Here is a 16,067-nt window from a genome sequence, read left to right on the forward strand (position 1 = left end):
AATTCATGAGCGTCCAGCTAGGCATGCCCCAGCCGCGGGAGGAAGCAGCGTCCCTGCCGTCGGTTCCCGCTGCCCGCCCCGCTGGTGCTCCGGCCGGACTGGCGGACCGCTATGGGCGCCGGGCCACGGACATGAGGTTGTCCCTGACGGACAAATGCAATCTGCGCTGCACTTACTGCATGCCTGCCGAGGGCCTGGAGTGGCTGGCGAAGCAGGCAGTCATGTCGGCCGAGGAAATCGTCCGGATCGTCCGCATTGGCGTGGAGCAGTTGGGTGTCCGGGAACTGCGGCTTACGGGCGGCGAACCGCTGGTGCGGCACGACTTGGTGGACATCATCGCCGCGCTGCGCAGCAACCATCCCAGCCTGCCCATCTCCATGACCACCAACGGCGTTGGCTTGGCGAAAAAAGCGGCGCCGCTGAAGGCGGCAGGGTTGACCCGCATCAACGTGTCACTCGATTCCCTGCATGAGGAAACCTTCACCCAACTGACGCGCAGGCCGTTCCTGAACCAGGTACTGGCCGGGGTGGACGCAGCCTGGGCAGCCGGCCTGGGCCCGGTCAAGCTCAACGCTGTACTGATGCGCGGCATCAACGACGCCGAGGCGCCATCGCTGCTCGCCTGGGCACTCGGACGCGGCTACGAACTGCGTTTCATTGAGCAGATGCCGCTGGACGCGGACCATGGCTGGACGCGGCGGAACATGATCACGGCCGCCGAAATCCGCGAGTTGCTCTCCACCGATTTTGTCCTCAACGCTGATCCCCGCGCGCGTGACGGCGCACCGGCTGAACGCTTTGAAGTACGACGGCGGGTGGCCGGGTCCGCTGATGGCGCTGCCGGCCCTGTCCTGGGAACCGTGGGGATTATCGCATCGGTCACCGAGCCGTTCTGCTCAGACTGCCGCAGGACGCGGATTACGGCAGAGGGCAAGATCATGAGCTGCCTCTTCTCCCGGGAAGAGTTCGACCTGCTGGGCCTCCTGCGCTCAGGGGCAAGCGACGACGCCCTTGCCCAGCGGTGGCAGGATGCGATGTGGATCAAACCTAAGGCTCACGGAATGGACCACGTGGGACTTGATGCTCCGGACTTCGTCCAGCCGGACCGCAGCATGAGCGCCATCGGGGGCTGAATCTTTTGAACGTACGTTACTTCGCTGCCGCGCGCGCTGCGGCAGGGGTGGAGGAGGAGCGCTTCGACCTGGCGCCGGGCTCCACTGTTGCCGACCTGCTGGAGACCGTTCTGTCGGTGGAGCGCCCCGAGCCTCCTGCGGGGACTCCCCCGCTGCCCCGCATCCTGTCCCGAAGCAGCTTCCTGCTGAATGAAGTCGCCGTCCGGGACCATTCCGTTGTGCTGGACACGAATGACGTGGTGGACGTGCTGCCTCCCTTCGCAGGGGGCTAGGAGCAGCTTTCCCGGCAGCGTGGTAGCCCGCCCGCAATCGGTTCGCCGGCGCCGTCAGTGTCAGTGCCCGCAACGCTGTTTCCTGCCGCGCTGGCTGCTCGGGTCCGCTCTTCAACCGTATTCCCACAGAATGTCAGTGACTCCTTAGATGATGTTCATATGGGACACAGCGTGGATGGGGCAGTGGCGATGGAGGGCATTCATGCTTCTGTTGATGCCCTCCAAGCGCTCTTCCTCCAGGATGCGTCTTTGGAGGTTGCAGCGGCAGCCGCTGCAGGGGTTGACGTGCTGCAGCGCGGGTACGAGCTCCGTTTGGACCGGATGGCTGTGGTGTCACGTCTGGAAGCACAGCTCGCTGCGCTCAAGGCCCGGGATGCAGCCGAGTGCATCGAACTGCAAAAGGCCATGACCCCACCGGACGCGCCGGTGCACGAGCGGACCTATGCCGAGATGTCCGCGGTTGAGGAAATCGCTGCCGTCCTGACAATAAGTGCCGCAGCAGCAGGGGCACTCGTCACCCACTCCCGGCAGCTGTGCGCCCTGCCGCTGGCTCTGGATGCTCTGGCCTCGGGAACAATCTCGTGGCAGCACGCGAAAATCATCGCCGACGAAACCGACAGCCTTGACCCCGCCGGCGCGGCCAACCTGGCCGCCCATTTCCTGGACCCGGACGCCCCCAACCCGGCCCGCGGAGCCGCCGCCGGTGAGCTGGTCCCCTCCCGGTTCCGGACCAAAGTCCGCGCCTGGCGGGAACGCCACCACCCCGAATCCCTTGAAAGACGCCACACCAAAAGCGTCGCCGACCGGAGAGTGGAATACAGCCCCGACCGGGACGGCATGGCCTGGATCTCGGCCTGCCTCCCCGCCCACCAGGGCTTAGCCATCTGGAACCGCACCACCGCCCTCGCCCGGGGCGCCCAGGGCCCGGACGAACCCCGCACCCTCACCCAACTCCGGGCCGACATCCTCGCCCGCCTGCTCCTCAGCGCAGCACCGGCCCTAACCGCCGCCCCGGAAGCCAGCGAAGACAGCACCAAAGACTGCTCCGACGACGCGATCGGGCTGGCATCCCTGGCAACAACAGACACCGAAGTAACAAGCACCGGCCAGCACGACGCCGCGGGCCCTGCCGGCGACAAGGAATACGCCGGCATCGCCACGGTCCCGGTCCCGAACGCCCAGGTCCTGGTCACCGTCCCGGTGTTCGCACTGCTGGGTCTCTCCGACGAACCCGCCATACTTGACGGCTACGGACCCATCCCCGCCTCGATGGCACGGCAACTCCTCGCCGACGGCGCCACCTCCTTCCACCGGGTCCTGGTGGATCCAAGGGACGGGGCACCACTGGAAATCGGACGGACCAGCTACCGCCTCACCAAATCCATGAAGCAGGCACTGCGGCTGCGGGACGGAAAATGCACCTTCCCCGGCTGCAACAACCAGTCACTCGACAACGAGGCAGACCACCTTCAAGCCTGGCAGCACGGCGGCACCACCGGCATCAGCAACCTGGCCCAACTCTGCCCCAAGCACCACCGCCTCAAACACCACGGCACCTGGACACCCACAACGGCCACCAAAAACGAACCACCAGGCTGGACCTCACCCACCGGCCGCCACTACAAAGCTGAACGCCCCGACTGGGAACCACCCCACTGGCCACCGGGGCTTCCGCCCGCGGAACTGCCGCCTGACGAACCAGCCGCGGACAGTCTTGTGGATCCGGACGATATTTCGGCCGGAGACAGTTTGTGGGATGACTTCTATGCCATGCCCCCTGCGCTGCCGGCCGACCCCTCAACGGCCAGGAGCCTGCTGCATGTCTGAAATGGCGTGCCTCGGGCGGTTGAGGAGTTGCAGACGTCAGCTTCGCTGGAACGTTGACGTCATGAACGGAACATAGGCCGAGCCTTTCCCGTCGGCCCCGCCGCCGGATTCGTCCCCTGCGGCAGTGTTTCCACGGGTGCGAAGCTCTGTCACATGGGTGAGCACTCCCCCGTCGATGCTCAGCGTATGACGGGTCCATCCGGCACTGCCCCGGCGTTCCACCCTGAGGGCGCCGCCGTGCCACGTACAGCGCGCCGGTGCACCCGGGTCTGGGCTCGCGTTGTCCACGTAGTACCAGAAGACGTTTTGGTGATCCGGGTCCAGAGTGAACATGCCGTGGCCTTCGAAATATGTCCCGTCGGGTTCCAGGTGCCGATAGCTCTGCACCACGGCGAAACCGCCGGCCACCGGCCTGTACGTCACTTCGGCTTCTACGGTGCGCTCCGGTCCCCACGGGCCGCCGACGAACCGGGTACTCCCGCGCCAATTGCCCAGGAAGCCTGCCAATGCGTCGGGACCGCGGTTGGGTAGGGTCCGTTCCACAGTCCCCTCCCTCCCGCGCTAAGACCTGCCTGCGGCGGGTCAGAGCCCAAACGTTTCCGATTCCTCAAAGGGCCCGACGACGGTCACCGTCCGGGGTGCCGCTGCCAGCTCCGCCGCAAGGTCCTGGACCTGTTCTGCCGTGACGGCCTTGATGAGCCTGAGCGTTTCGTCAATGTCCTGGTATTCGCCGGAAACCAGTTCCGCCCGGCCCAGCCGCGACATCCGCGATCCCGTATCCTCCAGGGCCAGGACGATTCCGCCGCCCAGCTGGCCCACAGCCTTCCGAAGTTCGTCCTCGGTAATCCCGTGCTCGGCCAGCTTGTCCAGTTCCTCGCCGAGCAGGCCAAGGACCTGGCGCACCTTGGACGGCGTGCATCCCGCGTACATGCCGAAGTACCCGGCGTCGGCGTAGGAGGAAGCGAAGGAGTACGTGGAATACACCAGGCCGCGCTTCTCGCGGATTTCCTGGAACAGCCGCGACGACATGCCTCCGCCAAGCACGGCGTTCAGGACGCTCATGACGTAACGCCGTTCGTCGGTGGCAACGATCGTGGGGCAGCCCATGATGATGTTTGCCTGCTCCACCGCGCGCTTGACCACGTGGAGGCCTGCCGTCCCGGTGATCAGGGCCCGGTCGGTGGAACGCCTTTCGACAGGCGCCGCGTCGGACTTAAGCGACCACCCTGCAGACTCAAGGGCGTCCACGACGAGGTTGCAGACGACGTCGTGCTCGAGGCCGCCCGCCGCAGTGATCACGAGCTCGTCCGGCCGGTAATACCGCTGGTAGTGCTCCCATACGGAGTCCCGTGCAACTGCCTTGATGGCGTCCGGCGTGCCGCCGATGGGGCGTCCCAGGGGGTGGCTGCCCAGGACTGCTGACACAAAGTGTTCGTGCGCGACGTCCGTGGGGTCGTCGCTGTCCATGGCGATTTCCTCGAGGATGACGTCCCGTTCCTGCTCCATTTCTGCCGGGTCCAGGACGGCACCCGTGATCATGTCGGCGATCACGTCAATGGCCATGGGCAGGTCGGAATCCAGGACCCGCGCGAAGTAGCACGTGCTTTCCTTGGCCGTGGCCGCGTTTGACTCGCCGCCAACCTCGTCAAAGGCCGAAGCGATCTCGAGTGCGGTACGGCGCTTGGTCCCCTTGAAGAGGAGATGCTCCAGGAAGTGTGTGGAACCATGCTGCCCCGGGGCCTCGTCCCGGGACCCGACGCCCACCCAAAAACCAATGGTGGCTGACCTCTGGCCAGGCATCGCCTCCGTCAGCACCCGCACTCCCCCGGGCAGCACCGAACGCCGGACTTCGGAGCCGCCGTCGGAACCGTGGACCAGGGTATCGCCGCGGTGGTTCTGCTCAAGCGGCAGGGGTACAACAGTCATTGAGGCCTTTCAAAAGGGGCAGCCGGGATCTGGCTGCCATCGTAACAGCGGCGGGGCCGGTGGATCATCCACCGGCCCCGCCGATTCATGCTTTGTGTGCCGGAAACCGGAACCGTTAGACCTCAGCGCCTTCAGCAGGCTCCGTGGTGTGGGCGCGCTCGGTCTCGACCTCGGCGCCTTGGTCCTCGGCAACCACCGGGGCGAGCGAGAGCTTTCCGCGGTCGTCGATCTTGGTGATTTCCACCTGGACCTTCTGGCCCACCGAGACGACGTCATCAACGTTGTCAACGCGCTTGCCGTTGGCCAGCTTGCGCAGCTCGGAGATGTGCAGGAGGCCGTCCTTGCCCGGGGTCAGCGATACGAAGGCACCGAAGGTGGTGGTCTTGACAACCGTACCCAGGTAACGTTCGCCGATTTCCGGGACCTGCGGGTTCGCGATGGCGTTGATGGCGGAGCGTGCTGCGTCTGCAGACGGGCCGTCGGTGGCGCCAATGTAGACCGTGCCGTCGTCCTCGATGGAGATGTCGGCGCCGGTGTCTTCCTGGATCTGGTTGATCATCTTGCCCTTGGGGCCAATGACCTCGCCGATCTTGTCCACAGGGATCTTCACGGCGATGACGCGCGGCGCGAACTCGGAGAGCTCGTCCGGGGTATCGATGGCCGAATCCATAACCTCGAGGATGTGCAGGCGTGCTTCGCGGGCCTGCTTCAGGGCTGCTGCCAGCACCGAGGCGGGGATACCGTCGAGCTTGGTGTCCAGCTGGATGGCCGTAACGAATTCGGAGGTACCGGCAACCTTGAAGTCCATGTCGCCGAAGGCGTCTTCGGCGCCAAGGATGTCAGTCAGTGCCGCGTAGCGCGTCTGGCCGTCCACCTGGTCGGAGACCAGGCCCATGGCAATACCGGCGACGGCGGCCTTCAGGGGCACGCCGGCGTTCAGCATGGACAGGGTGGATGCGCAGACAGAACCCATCGACGTCGAACCGTTGGAGCTGAGCGCCTCGGATACCTGGCGGATGGCGTACGGGAACTCCTCCCGGGACGGCAGCACCGGCACGAGGGCCCGCTCTGCCAGCGCACCGTGGCCGATTTCGCGGCGCTTGGGCGAGCCCACGCGGCCGGTCTCACCGGTGGAGTACGGCGGGAAGTTGTAGTTGTGCATGTAGCGCTTGGTCTTGACGGGTGACAGCGAGTCGATCTGCTGTTCCATCTTCAGCATGTTCAGCGTGGTGACACCCATGATCTGGGTTTCGCCGCGCTCGAAGATGGCTGAACCGTGGACGCGGGGCAGGACCTCTACCTCGGCGGTGAGCTGGCGGATGTCCGTCAGGCCGCGGCCGTCGATGCGGACCTGGTCCTTGAGGATGCGCTGGCGCACAACGTGCTTGGTGACCGAGCGGAATGCTGCGGACACTTCCTTGTCACGGCCTTCGAACTGCTCGGCCAGGGCGGCGGAAACCTCGTCTTTCAGGGCGTCCGAAGCGTCATTGCGCTCCTGCTTATCCGCGATCTGGAAGACGGCAGCCAGCTTCTCAGCGGCAGCGGACTCAACAGCGGCGTACACGTCGTCCTCGTAGTCCAGGAAGACCGGGAACTCGACGGTCGGCTTAGCCGCGCGGGAGGCGAGGTCTGCCTGGGCGTCGCAAAGTGCCTTGATGAACGGCTTCGCAGCCTCGAGGCCCTCGGAGACAACCTCTTCGGTGGGGGCGGTGGCGCCCTGTTCCTTAATGAGGTTCCAGGAGTTGTCGGTGGCCTCGGCTTCGACCATCATGATGGCGACGTCGTCACCGGCGATGCGGCCGGCTACCACCATGTTGAAGACGGAGTTCTCCAGCTGCGAGTGCTTGGGGAAAGCGACCCACTGTGATCCGTTTTCGTCGGCAACCAGGGCAACGCGGACGCCGCCGATGGGGCCGGAGAACGGCAGGCCGGAAAGCTGGGTGGACATGGAGGAGGCGTTGATGGCCACCACGTCGTACAGCTCGTCAGGGTTGATCGCCAGGACGGTGACCACAATCTGGACCTCGTTGCGCAGGCCCTTAATGAAGGCGGGGCGCAGCGGGCGGTCCATCAGGCGGCAGGCCAGGATGGCCTCGGTGGACGGGCGTCCTTCGCGGCGGAAGAACGAGCCCGGGATGCGGCCGGCAGCGTACATACGCTCTTCGACGTCGACCGTCAGCGGGAAGAAGTCAAAGCCTTCACGCGGGTGCTTGCCGGCTGTGGTAGCGGACAGCAGGGCGGTGTCGTCGTCGATGTACACCATCGCTGCGCCGGCTGCCTGCTTGGCAAGGCGGCCGGTTTCGAAGCGGATTACACGCTTGCCAAAACGGCCATTGTCAATGACTGCTTCTGAGAACTGGATTTCGGGACCCTCCAAGAGAGTCACCTCCGTTTCTGTTTTACGGAAGTCCAGCCGCATCAACCCAGCCCAGCATCTGTCTACTGGCCCTGCACCCGGTCATCGATCGAGACCCACGGGCCGGGGCTTCTATCAACGAAGCCGTTCCCGGGGATCACTACCGAGGACCGCGAATGCGTGATGCGGTTGATCCTCCTGTTTAATTTTTCATTTGAAGAAGGCGGCCCGTTCCGTGGTGGAAAGGGCCGCCCCTAAGTCCGACTAGCGGCGCAGGCCGAGGCGCTCGATGAGCGCACGGTAGCGGGCGATGTCGGTCTTCTTGAGGTAGCTCAGCATGCGCTTGCGACGACCAACCATGGCCAGCAGACCGCGCTGGGTGTGGTAATCGTGCTTGTGCTCCTTCATGTGCTCAGTCAGATCCTTGATCCGCTGGGTCAGGACAGCAACCTGGACCTCCGGTGAACCGGTGTCGCCTTCTGCGGTTGCGTATTCCTTGATGATGGACTGCTTTACGGCGGCTTCAAGTGCCACAATAACTCCTAGGGATGTGCCGTGAGGGCCCAGGTCAGTAATTCACTGCCGGGTCTGCCGCCGCGGCTGGTCCGGGAAACCCGGACAGTGCCACACGCAACAGGAACCAGCCGCCACGGACTGCAGCCGGATCCATCCCTCAGTTTAGCGGCCCCCGCCCAATCTTGTCGAAACAGGCAAGCCTTGGCAGAAGGTGCCGTGGCCAAAGCCGCCCGCCCGCTACTGCGGCAACTGCTCCCGGATCGCTGCCATCCCGTGCAGGACTTCAGCGAAGCTGGTGCTCAGCGGCGAGAGTCCCACCCGAACGCCGTGCGGGGCGCGGAAGTCAGGGATGACATCCCCGTCCCACAGCGACTCCACGGCCCCTTTGGCGAAACCGGGGTGGTCCAGCGTGATGTGGCTGCCCCGGTCCCCCGGCTCCCGCGGCGAGGCGAGTTCGACGCCCAGGGGCGCCAGCCACGCTTCGAAGATCTCGATGGCGAAGGCCGTCAGCTTCACCGACTTCTCCCGGATGGCGGCCATTGACGCTTCCTCGATGAGGTCCAGCGTGCCCCGCATGGCCAGCATCCCGAAAATCGCCGGAGTGCCGCTGAGGAATCCGCGGATGCCGGCAGCCGGCTCGTAGCCGGAGGCCATCTCAAAGGCATCCTTGCGGCCCATCCATCCCCAGATCGGCTGGTTGAGGGAGGCGAGGTGGCGGTGGTTGACGTAGGCGAAGGCGGGCGATCCCGGCCCGCCGTTGAGGTACTTGTAGGTGCAGCCTGCAGCGAAGTCCACGCCTGCACTGTCGAGCTCGATCTCCACCGACCCCGCGGAATGGCAAAGGTCCCACACCACCAGCGCCCCGGCGTCGTGTACTGCCGCGGTGATCCCCGGCAGGTCCGCCAGATGGCCGGAACGGTAGGCGATGTGGCTCAGGAGTACGACGGCGGTCCGCGGCCCTGCCGCTTCCCGCACCTCGTCAACGGTCACCCCGGCGGCGGGGTCCGTTTCGATCCAGCGGAGCGTCAGGCCTTCCTCAAGGGCGATGCCCTCAACCAGATAGCGGTCCGTTGGGAAGTTCCCGGTGTCCAGAACGAGTTCGTTGCGCTCCGGGTCTGCCACGGCCGCCAGGGCCGCGCGGATCAGCTTGTACAGCACCACCGTGGTGGAATCCGCGATGATCGTTTGCCCGGGAGCCGCACCAAGCACTGCGCGGCCCAGCTGGTCGCCGATAGCCTGCGGCAGGTCCAGCCATTCCTCGTCCCAGCCACGGATGAGGCGGCCGCCCCAGCCGTCCCGGATGAAAGTGCTGATATCCTCTGCCGTCCGCTTGAGCGGGCGGCCCAGGGAGTTGCCGTCCAGGTAGGACAAGGGTGTGTCGGTGCCGATGAACTGGCTGCGGTAACGGGCCAGCGGATCCTGCCGGTCCAGCTCGGCTGCCCGCTGCTGCAGGGCCACTGCTGTGTCCTGGGGGTTTCCCACGATGGGATGCTGCTGGGTGGTCATTGGCCGATCTCCGTCCTGACTGCGAACAACTCCGGGAAAAAGGTCAGTTCGAGGGCCTTCTGCAGGAACGCGGCACCGCTGGAACCGCCCGTCCCGGCTTTCATGCCGATGGTCCGCTGCACGGTGCGCAAATGCCGGAAGCGCCAGAGCTGGAAGTTGTCCTCCAGGTCCACCAGTTCCTCGCAGGCCTCATAAGCGCCCCAGTTGTCCGCTGCGTTTTCATAGATGTGCTTGAAGAGCGGCACCAGTTCCGGCGTGAATTCGTGGGCCCGGGTTACGTCCCTTTCGAGCACCGCCGGGGGCACGTCGAACCCTTGGCGGGCGAGGTAGGCGAGGAATTCGTCGTAGATGCTGGGAGCGTTGAGCAGCTGCTCCAGCATGGCGTGGGCTTCCGGGTCCGAATCGAACACCGGAAGCATCTTGCGGTTCTTGTTGCCGAGAATGAACTCGACGGCACGGTACTGGCTCGACTGGAAACCGGAGGAATTTCCCAGGAAACCGCGGAACTGCGAATACTCCGTGGGAGTCAGCGTTGCCAGCACGGACCACTGCTCGGTGAGTGTTTTCTGGATGTGCTTTACCCGGGCGATGCCCTTGAGCGCTGAGCCGAGGTCGTCAGCCCGCAACCAGCCGGCGGTGCTCCGCAGCTCATGCAACACCAGCTTGAGCCACAGCTCAGTGGTCTGGTGCTGGATGATGAAGAGCATTTCATCGTGGTGCTCCGGCTGGCTGACAGGCTGCTGCGCGCTCAGCAGGGTAGGCAGCTGCAGGTAGGAGGCGTAACTCATCCGCGAGCTGAAATCACGGACAATACCTTCGTCCAGTTTCCTGGTGTTCTTCTCAACGGACACGGTACTGCCTTTCCCTGCGGATGGTTCAGCGTCTGGCCAGGAGGTCGTGGGCCTGGACCACATCGAGCCGCATCTGGTCTACCAGCGCCTCAGGCCCACGGTATGCCACCATCCCCCTGAGCCGGGCCACAAATTCAACAACTACTGTCTGGCCGTACAGATCGAAGTCCTCCACCGCTTCGTGGGGCCGGTCGATCACGTGGGCTTCGACCTGCCTGCTCACGCCGTCGAACGTTGGATTCGAGCCCACGGAAATGGCCGCCGGCCAGCGCGTCCCGGCCTGGTCCACGAGCCAGCCCGCGTAAATGCCGTCAGCCGGGATGAGCCCGCTGGCGTCGCTGGCAAGGTTCGCTGTGGGAAATCCGAGGGCACGGCCGCGGGCCGCACCGTGGACAACTTCGCCGCGCATGCGGTGGGGCCGGCCCAGCACTGCCGCGGCAGTGGCCACGTCGCCTTCCTGCAGGGCTTCGCGCACCCAAGTGGAGGAGCAGCGGCGGTCCGTGCCGTCGTCGTCATGGAGGGGGTAGCCCTCTGAACCGAACTCGCTGATCACCTGGACCTCGAACCCGAACTTTCCGCCGAGCGCCTTCATGGTGTCCAGGTCGCCGGAGTTGCCGCGGCCGAACCGGGCGTCGTGGCCGATCACAACATGGCTGGCGTGAAGGCAGTTGACCAGGAATTGCTCCACGAATTCTTCAGCGGTGAGGCTGGCGAGGTCCAGGGAGTACTTCATCACCAGGATGGCGTCCAGGCCCAACTCCCCCAGCGCCTCCAGCTTGTCATGCAGTCCCATGATGAGCTCTGGCGCAGATTCCGGGCGGTGGATCAGGGCCGGGTGGGGGTCAAAGGTGATTGCTACGGACCTTGACCGGTTGAGGCGGGCGGTGCGGATCAGCTGGGACAGCACCTGTTGGTGGCCGCGGTGAACTCCGTCGAAGTTCCCGAAGGTGACAACAGATGGGCCGAAGTCCGCCGGGACCTCGGACGGATCGTTCCAGATGTAGACCATCACCCTCGCCTTTTACTGCCTGCAAATATCAACGTTCCGAACCCTGCCGGCCGCGGAACTCTCTAAAGATTACCCGTATTCACCCGGGCAACTTTGCCAGGCTGTGCGGGGGTGGCCTGCAACGGCCGGGCGGACATCAGGCGTTGCGTACCGGCCGTCGCCGGTACAACCACACCAGGCCCAGGATGGGGAGTACCAGGGGGATGAAGCCGTAGCCGCGGCCAAAGAGCGACCAGACCGTTTCATGCGGGAACGCGACGGAATCGAAGACGCTCAGCGCACCGACCACCAGCACGCCCACCAGTTCCACCAGGACGGCCGCGACCGAAACCTTGAACCAGGTGCTGCCGGCCTTGGCCAGGGACACCGTGGCCACCACGTACACCAGGGCGGCGAACGCGGACAGCAGGTACGCCAGCGGTGCCTCGGAAAACTTGGTGAGGATCTGGTAGCCGGCGCGGGCGGAGGCCGAAATGGCAAAGACTGCATAAACGGCGATGAGCAGGCGTCCGGGCCCCGTATTGCGGGTGTTCCGGCCACCGGTTCCGTTCGCGCCTGCGCCGGTGGTGGTGTTAGGAACGGCGGAGTGCTGGTCTTTCACGCGGCGAGCTTCTTCCATTTCAGTACCAGATCTGATTCATTCGGGCGGCCATCACCAGCGCAGTGACACCCACGGCGGCCAGGACAAAGTTGCTCCACCGTGTGCGCTCCAGGATGGACCAGTAGACGGCGGCGGGCGGCAGGAGCATGGCCGTGGCCAGGTAGCCCCAGAACTCCCAGGCTTCCCCGGCGATAGGCTCTCCGGCTATGACGCGCACGATGGATCCGACCAGATACACCAGGAGCGCCACCTCGACGGCGGCGACCGAAAGGATGGTGGCATCATTCGGCGCTTTCTTCAGGATGCCGGCCAGGAGGCAGATCCCGGTAGACAGGAGCCCCACTACCAGGATGATGTAGAAATAGGCGTCCACCCTCAGCCCACCCCGGACGCGCCGGTACCCGGGCCGGTGCCAGGGGCGAACACCAGGACGGGTTTGGCGAAGCTGCCAGCATCGGCTAGCAGTGCCACCAGGCTTCCATCGGGGGCAAAGGCGGCTGCGGGATGTTCTGCTGTGGCCGCCGCCGGGCTACCGGGGGCAGCGCCGGCAGCGATGCGCCGGCCAAAGGATATTTCCGTGGCTTCCTCGGGGCTGAGCTCGCGGTTGGGCATCAGGGCCCGGGCTGCCTCGGACATCTCGAGTACGTTGAGCTCTTCCGCGAGTTGTTCGAGGGTGCGCGCCTGCTCCAGGGAGTAGGGCCCAACATGGGTCCGCCGGAGGGCTGTGAGGTGCCCGCCAACACCGAGGGTGTTGCCGAGGTCCCGGGCCAGGGCACGGATATATGTCCCGGAGGAGCATTCCACCGTGACATCCAGGTCCACGACGTCGGCCTCGGCGTCCCTGTTAATGCTGTGCACCTCAAACCGGTGGATGGTGACCGGGCGGGAGGCGAGTTTGACCTCTTCACCGGAGCGCACCCGGGCGTAGGCCCGTTCCCCGTTGACTTTGATGGCGCTTACGCTGCTGGGAACCTGCTGGATCTGCCCGGTGAGGGCCGCGATCCCGTCGTGTATCGCCTGCTCGCCCACCCCGGAAGTGCCGGCTGTAGCAGTAACTTCACCTTCGGCGTCGTCCGTGACGGTCGATTGGCCCAGGCGGATGGTGGCCGTGTAGGTCTTGGACGTGCCCACGATGTACGTGAGCAGGCGGGTGGCTTTGTTGATGCCGACCACCAGGACGCCGGTTGCCATTGGATCCAGGGTGCCTGCATGCCCCACTTTCCGGGTACCGGCAAGGCGCCGCATCCGGCCAACCACATCATGGCTGGTCCATCCCTGCGGTTTGTCCACTATCACCAGTCCAGAAAGCACGCTTCCCAGTATATCGGCGCTGGTCGTGGCACCCGCCCACGCATCGCCCGGCCCGGGGAGCATCCCCGGCCGCCCCGGGTCCGTGCCGGTTAGGATGGCAGGCATGCCTGAGCTTGCCCCCCACGTCCGCGATGTCCCCATCAACCAGATCCGGGAGATCACCGAGGCCGCATGGCGTACCCCGGGCGCCTTGGTCCTCAGTATCGGCGAGCCCGGGTTCCCACTCCCCCGCCACGTTCTCGACGCCGGGATGGCATGCCTGGACCGGGACGAAACCAACTACACCCCCAACGCGGGCATTCCGGCACTTCGCGAAGCCTTCGCCGCCAGGTTCCGGGAGCAGCAGGGCTGCGAGGTGGGCGCCGACCGGGTGTATGTGGTGGACGGCGCCCAGCAGGGCCTGCATTTCGCCATGAGCCTGCTGCTCTCCCCCGGCGACGAGATCCTGATTCCCAACCCGGGCTACCCCACGTTCGCCATGACCAGCCGGCTCCTGAATGCCATCCCCGTGGGCTACCCGCTCTACCCCGACCAGGGCTTCCAGCCCAGGACCGGCGACATCGAGGCGCTCATCACGGACCGGACCCGGGTGCTGGTCCTGAATTCCCCCTCCAACCCCCTGGGCGCGGTCCTCAGCGAGGACCTGACCAAGGAACTCGTTGAACTCGCCCGCCGGCACGACCTATGGGTGATTTCGGACGAATGCTACGAAGCGTTCACGTACGACGTCCCGCATGTGAGCCCTGCGAGGTTCGACGGCGACCTGCCGGGCGAGGCGCGCGTCTTCACGTCGCTGACCCTGTCCAAGACGTATGGCCTCACCGGGCTACGGATCGGCGCGCTGGTGTGCCCGCCGGGCCTGGAGCAGAAGATGAACAACGTCATGGAATCGATCGTCTCGTGCGTGGCGTCGCCGTCGCAGTACGCCGCGCTCGCTGCCCTCACCGGGCCACAGGATTACGTCCAGCACGCCCACGCACACTATCGGACCAACCGGGACGCGGCATCAGCCGTGCTCGATTCCAAGGGTATTCCCTATTTGAAGGCTGACGGCGCGTTTTATCTTTGGGCAGACGTGTCCCACGCCAGCGGCGGCGACGTCCGCGGGTGGGTCCGGCGCTTCCTTGCGGAGTCAGGCGTTGCGCTGGCCCCTGGGACTGCCTTTGGTTCCATCGGTGAAGGCTGGGTGCGGATCGCGCTGTGCGGCAAGCGGCAGGAACTGTTGGACGGCCTGGCCCGGCTGCCGGAACGCGCTTAAAGCGACCTGCCGGCAGCGGGTCCTTCGTTAGCTGCGGGTCTGGATAGGGCGCCGTCCAGCCAGGTGCGCAGGACGTCCGCCGGGGCAGCACCTGCCTGCCGTGCGGCCACCTTGCCGTCCACGATGACCATCAGGGTGGGTATGGCCTGTACATCGAACCTTCGGGACAACGCAGGCGATTTATCCACGTCCACCTTGACCAGTTTGACGTCGCCCGCACGTTCATGAGCCAGCTTGTCCAGGACCGGACTTACCATGCGGCAGGGCCCGCACCACGCGGCCCAAAAGTCCACCAGCACAGGTACCGGTGACCGCTCGGCAACTGCGGCGAAATCCGCGTCCCCGGCGTCCACGATCCAGGGCAGCGCGCCGCGGCAGCTGCCGCAGCGGGGCCGGCCGGCAGCGGCGGCCGGGATGCGGTTGGTCTTTCCGCAGTGCGGACACTTGACGAGGGCGGCTGGCATGCTTAGTAATCCTTCCTGCTTTTATGGGCGCCCCAGGCCTGGAAAGGAGCGTCCGACGCCGGGACGTCGCCCTTGCTGACCGGCAACAGTTCAGGGCGCGTCCCCGAAAAGTAGTCGTAGAAGACGGCGTCGTCAAAGCCTGCGGAAGCAGCACCGTACCGGTCCGCGGCGAAATAGACGCGGTCTATCCGTGCCCAAAGGGCAGAGGCAAGGCACAGCGGGCACGGTTCGCAACTGGTGTAGAGGACCGCGCCGCGCAGGTCGAAGCTCCGTATGGCGGCAGCCGCCGTACGGATGGCCACGACTTCGGCGTGGGCGGTGGGATCGTTGTCGCGGGTGACGCGGTTGACTCCCTCGTGCACCTGCCCGTCGCTGGTCACGACCAGCGCACCGAACGGTCCGCCCCCGTCCGCTACGTTGCGGGTGGCCAGCGCCACCGCCTGTTCGAGGTAGTGGGTGGCATCATCGGGGTCGTGGTCCGCCTGTTTCATAGCTTGATCCTAGCCAAGGGGCTGGCGTTAGGGGATGAATTAGGGGGCGCAATAGGGGGCCGGATAAGGGGCATTCCCGGCGACACCGTTGCTCCGCAGGCATAGTCTGGCGCCAGGGGTTGCCGAATTTTATTTGCCTCCCGCGAGGCTCCTTATCCGGCCCGTCAAGGGCGCCAAACCGGAGTATCCAATGAAAATGAACTTTCCACTGCTCGCATGTCTCGCTGCTGCAGCATTAGTTATTCCTGCCTGGCCTGCAGTGGCGGGTTTCAGTGAGGACCCGCCGCATACGCTGGCCGGGGGCGAGTTCGTCGTCTCCTTCAGTGGCACCCCCGAAGCCGCCACCACCGCCATCGAGGCCGCCGGCGGAACAGTGGAGGACGTCACGTCCCAGGTGGGCGTCGCCCTGGTCACGGCCCCCGATGGCGCATTCCCGGACAAGGTGCGGGCCGTTACCGGCATCCGCGGTGCCGCCCGCAACCATTCCGTCGGTGTGGGCCGGCAGGGGATGCCGCACCGCTACTCCGGGGAGCGGCTCGACGCGGC

At 65.5% G+C, this 16,067-nt stretch carries 17 protein-coding genes; 5 read left to right on the forward strand and 12 right to left on the reverse strand.

Going from position 1 to position 16,067, the window contains the following annotated elements; translation table 11 throughout:
* Positions 1 to 5 precede the first annotated feature (5 nt).
* The 3 genes from moaA (at position 6) to AC5RV1_RS17870 (ending at position 3,232) form a co-directional block, all read left to right on the forward strand.
* Positions 6 to 1,133, forward strand: a complete 1,128-nt coding sequence (moaA, locus tag AC5RV1_RS17860) for a GTP 3',8-cyclase MoaA (RefSeq protein WP_493995473.1) — start codon at positions 6 to 8, stop codon at positions 1,131 to 1,133.
* Between the two features lie 5 nt (positions 1,134 to 1,138).
* Positions 1,139 to 1,405, forward strand: coding sequence for a MoaD/ThiS family protein (locus AC5RV1_RS17865; RefSeq protein ID WP_493995474.1), 267 nt, complete (start codon positions 1,139 to 1,141; stop codon positions 1,403 to 1,405).
* 159 nt (positions 1,406 to 1,564) lie between these two features.
* Entirely contained in the window at positions 1,565 to 3,232 is a 1,668-nt protein-coding gene (locus AC5RV1_RS17870; protein ID WP_493995475.1) for an HNH endonuclease signature motif containing protein, read from the forward strand.
* Between the two features lie 36 nt (positions 3,233 to 3,268).
* Here AC5RV1_RS17870 and AC5RV1_RS17875 read toward each other — a convergent pair whose 3' ends face one another.
* From AC5RV1_RS17875 to truB, 10 genes are all read right to left on the reverse strand, one after another.
* On the reverse strand, positions 3,269 to 3,775 hold the full coding sequence (locus AC5RV1_RS17875; RefSeq protein ID WP_493995476.1) for a DUF1579 family protein: 507 nt from the start codon (positions 3,773 to 3,775) through the stop codon (positions 3,269 to 3,271).
* A gap of 39 nt (positions 3,776 to 3,814) precedes the next feature.
* Entirely contained in the window at positions 3,815 to 5,158 is a 1,344-nt protein-coding gene (locus tag AC5RV1_RS17880; protein WP_493947258.1) for a M16 family metallopeptidase, read from the reverse strand.
* A gap of 115 nt (positions 5,159 to 5,273) precedes the next feature.
* Entirely contained in the window at positions 5,274 to 7,535 is a 2,262-nt protein-coding gene (locus AC5RV1_RS17885; RefSeq protein ID WP_493995485.1) for a polyribonucleotide nucleotidyltransferase, read from the reverse strand.
* Positions 7,536 to 7,778: 243 nt separating this feature from the next.
* Positions 7,779 to 8,048, reverse strand: a complete 270-nt coding sequence (gene rpsO / locus AC5RV1_RS17890) for a 30S ribosomal protein S15 (protein WP_493947259.1) — start codon at positions 8,046 to 8,048, stop codon at positions 7,779 to 7,781.
* Positions 8,049 to 8,267: 219 nt separating this feature from the next.
* The gene (locus AC5RV1_RS17895; RefSeq protein ID WP_493995477.1) at positions 8,268 to 9,536 is read right to left on the reverse strand and encodes a kynureninase; all 1,269 of its coding nucleotides are present in this window, start codon (positions 9,534 to 9,536) and stop codon (positions 8,268 to 8,270) included.
* On the reverse strand, positions 9,533 to 10,387 hold the full coding sequence (gene kynA / locus AC5RV1_RS17900; protein WP_493995478.1) for a tryptophan 2,3-dioxygenase: 855 nt from the start codon (positions 10,385 to 10,387) through the stop codon (positions 9,533 to 9,535). The genes AC5RV1_RS17895 and kynA overlap by 4 nt, the downstream gene beginning before the upstream one ends.
* Positions 10,388 to 10,412: 25 nt before the next feature.
* Positions 10,413 to 11,396 (reverse strand): bifunctional riboflavin kinase/FAD synthetase, encoded by a 984-nt coding sequence (locus AC5RV1_RS17905; RefSeq protein WP_493947262.1) that lies wholly within the window; start codon positions 11,394 to 11,396, stop codon positions 10,413 to 10,415.
* A 136-nt stretch (positions 11,397 to 11,532) separates the two neighbouring features.
* Positions 11,533 to 12,015 carry a hypothetical protein gene (locus tag AC5RV1_RS17910; protein ID WP_493995479.1) on the reverse strand — a complete coding sequence of 161 codons (483 nt, stop codon included), beginning with the start codon at positions 12,013 to 12,015 and terminating at the stop codon, positions 11,533 to 11,535.
* A gap of 1 nt (position 12,016) precedes the next feature.
* On the reverse strand, positions 12,017 to 12,370 hold the full coding sequence (locus AC5RV1_RS17915) for a hypothetical protein (protein ID WP_493947265.1): 354 nt from the start codon (positions 12,368 to 12,370) through the stop codon (positions 12,017 to 12,019).
* A gap of 2 nt (positions 12,371 to 12,372) precedes the next feature.
* Positions 12,373 to 13,308, reverse strand: coding sequence for a tRNA pseudouridine(55) synthase TruB (truB, locus tag AC5RV1_RS17920; protein ID WP_493995480.1), 936 nt, complete (start codon positions 13,306 to 13,308; stop codon positions 12,373 to 12,375).
* 103 nt (positions 13,309 to 13,411) lie between these two features.
* On the opposite strand from truB, the gene AC5RV1_RS17925 reads away from it, so the two are divergent.
* Entirely contained in the window at positions 13,412 to 14,566 is a 1,155-nt protein-coding gene (locus tag AC5RV1_RS17925) for a pyridoxal phosphate-dependent aminotransferase (protein ID WP_493947267.1), read from the forward strand.
* On the opposite strand, the gene trxA is transcribed toward AC5RV1_RS17925, so the two are convergent.
* Together trxA and AC5RV1_RS17935 are read right to left on the reverse strand one after the other, a co-directional pair.
* Positions 14,563 to 15,030, reverse strand: coding sequence for a thioredoxin (gene trxA / locus AC5RV1_RS17930; RefSeq protein WP_493995481.1), 468 nt, complete (start codon positions 15,028 to 15,030; stop codon positions 14,563 to 14,565). The two genes, AC5RV1_RS17925 and trxA, sit on opposite strands and share 4 nt — an antisense overlap.
* A 2-nt stretch (positions 15,031 to 15,032) precedes the next feature.
* The gene (locus AC5RV1_RS17935) at positions 15,033 to 15,521 is read right to left on the reverse strand and encodes a nucleoside deaminase (RefSeq protein ID WP_493947269.1); all 489 of its coding nucleotides are present in this window, start codon (positions 15,519 to 15,521) and stop codon (positions 15,033 to 15,035) included.
* A gap of 196 nt (positions 15,522 to 15,717) precedes the next feature.
* Here AC5RV1_RS17935 and AC5RV1_RS17940 point away from each other — a divergent pair.
* A partial coding sequence (locus tag AC5RV1_RS17940) for a S8 family serine peptidase (protein ID WP_493995482.1) occupies positions 15,718 to 16,067 on the forward strand: 350 nt, incomplete at its 3' end.

The sequence above is a fragment of the Arthrobacter sp. Hb9-2 genome, from assembly GCF_059091165.1.

What these genes read in the sequence shown, in the direction of transcription:
- AC5RV1_RS17935 (WP_493947269.1), bottom strand. Translation starts at nt 15,521, where the DNA reads ATGAAACAGGCGGACCACGACCCCGATGATGCCACCCACTACCTCGAA.
- AC5RV1_RS17895 (WP_493995477.1), bottom strand. Translation starts at nt 9,536, where the DNA reads ATGACCACCCAGCAGCATCCCATCGTGGGAAACCCCCAGGACACAGCA.
- AC5RV1_RS17910 (WP_493995479.1), bottom strand. Translation starts at nt 12,015, where the DNA reads ATGGAAGAAGCTCGCCGCGTGAAAGACCAGCACTCCGCCGTTCCTAAC.
- AC5RV1_RS17870 (WP_493995475.1), top strand. Translation starts at nt 1,565, where the DNA reads ATGGGACACAGCGTGGATGGGGCAGTGGCGATGGAGGGCATTCATGCT.
- trxA (WP_493995481.1), bottom strand. Translation starts at nt 15,030, where the DNA reads ATGCCAGCCGCCCTCGTCAAGTGTCCGCACTGCGGAAAGACCAACCGC.
- AC5RV1_RS17925 (WP_493947267.1), top strand. Translation starts at nt 13,412, where the DNA reads ATGCCTGAGCTTGCCCCCCACGTCCGCGATGTCCCCATCAACCAGATC.
- AC5RV1_RS17880 (WP_493947258.1), bottom strand. Translation starts at nt 5,158, where the DNA reads ATGACTGTTGTACCCCTGCCGCTTGAGCAGAACCACCGCGGCGATACC.
- AC5RV1_RS17905 (WP_493947262.1), bottom strand. Translation starts at nt 11,396, where the DNA reads ATGGTCTACATCTGGAACGATCCGTCCGAGGTCCCGGCGGACTTCGGC.
- moaA (WP_493995473.1), top strand. Translation starts at nt 6, where the DNA reads ATGAGCGTCCAGCTAGGCATGCCCCAGCCGCGGGAGGAAGCAGCGTCC.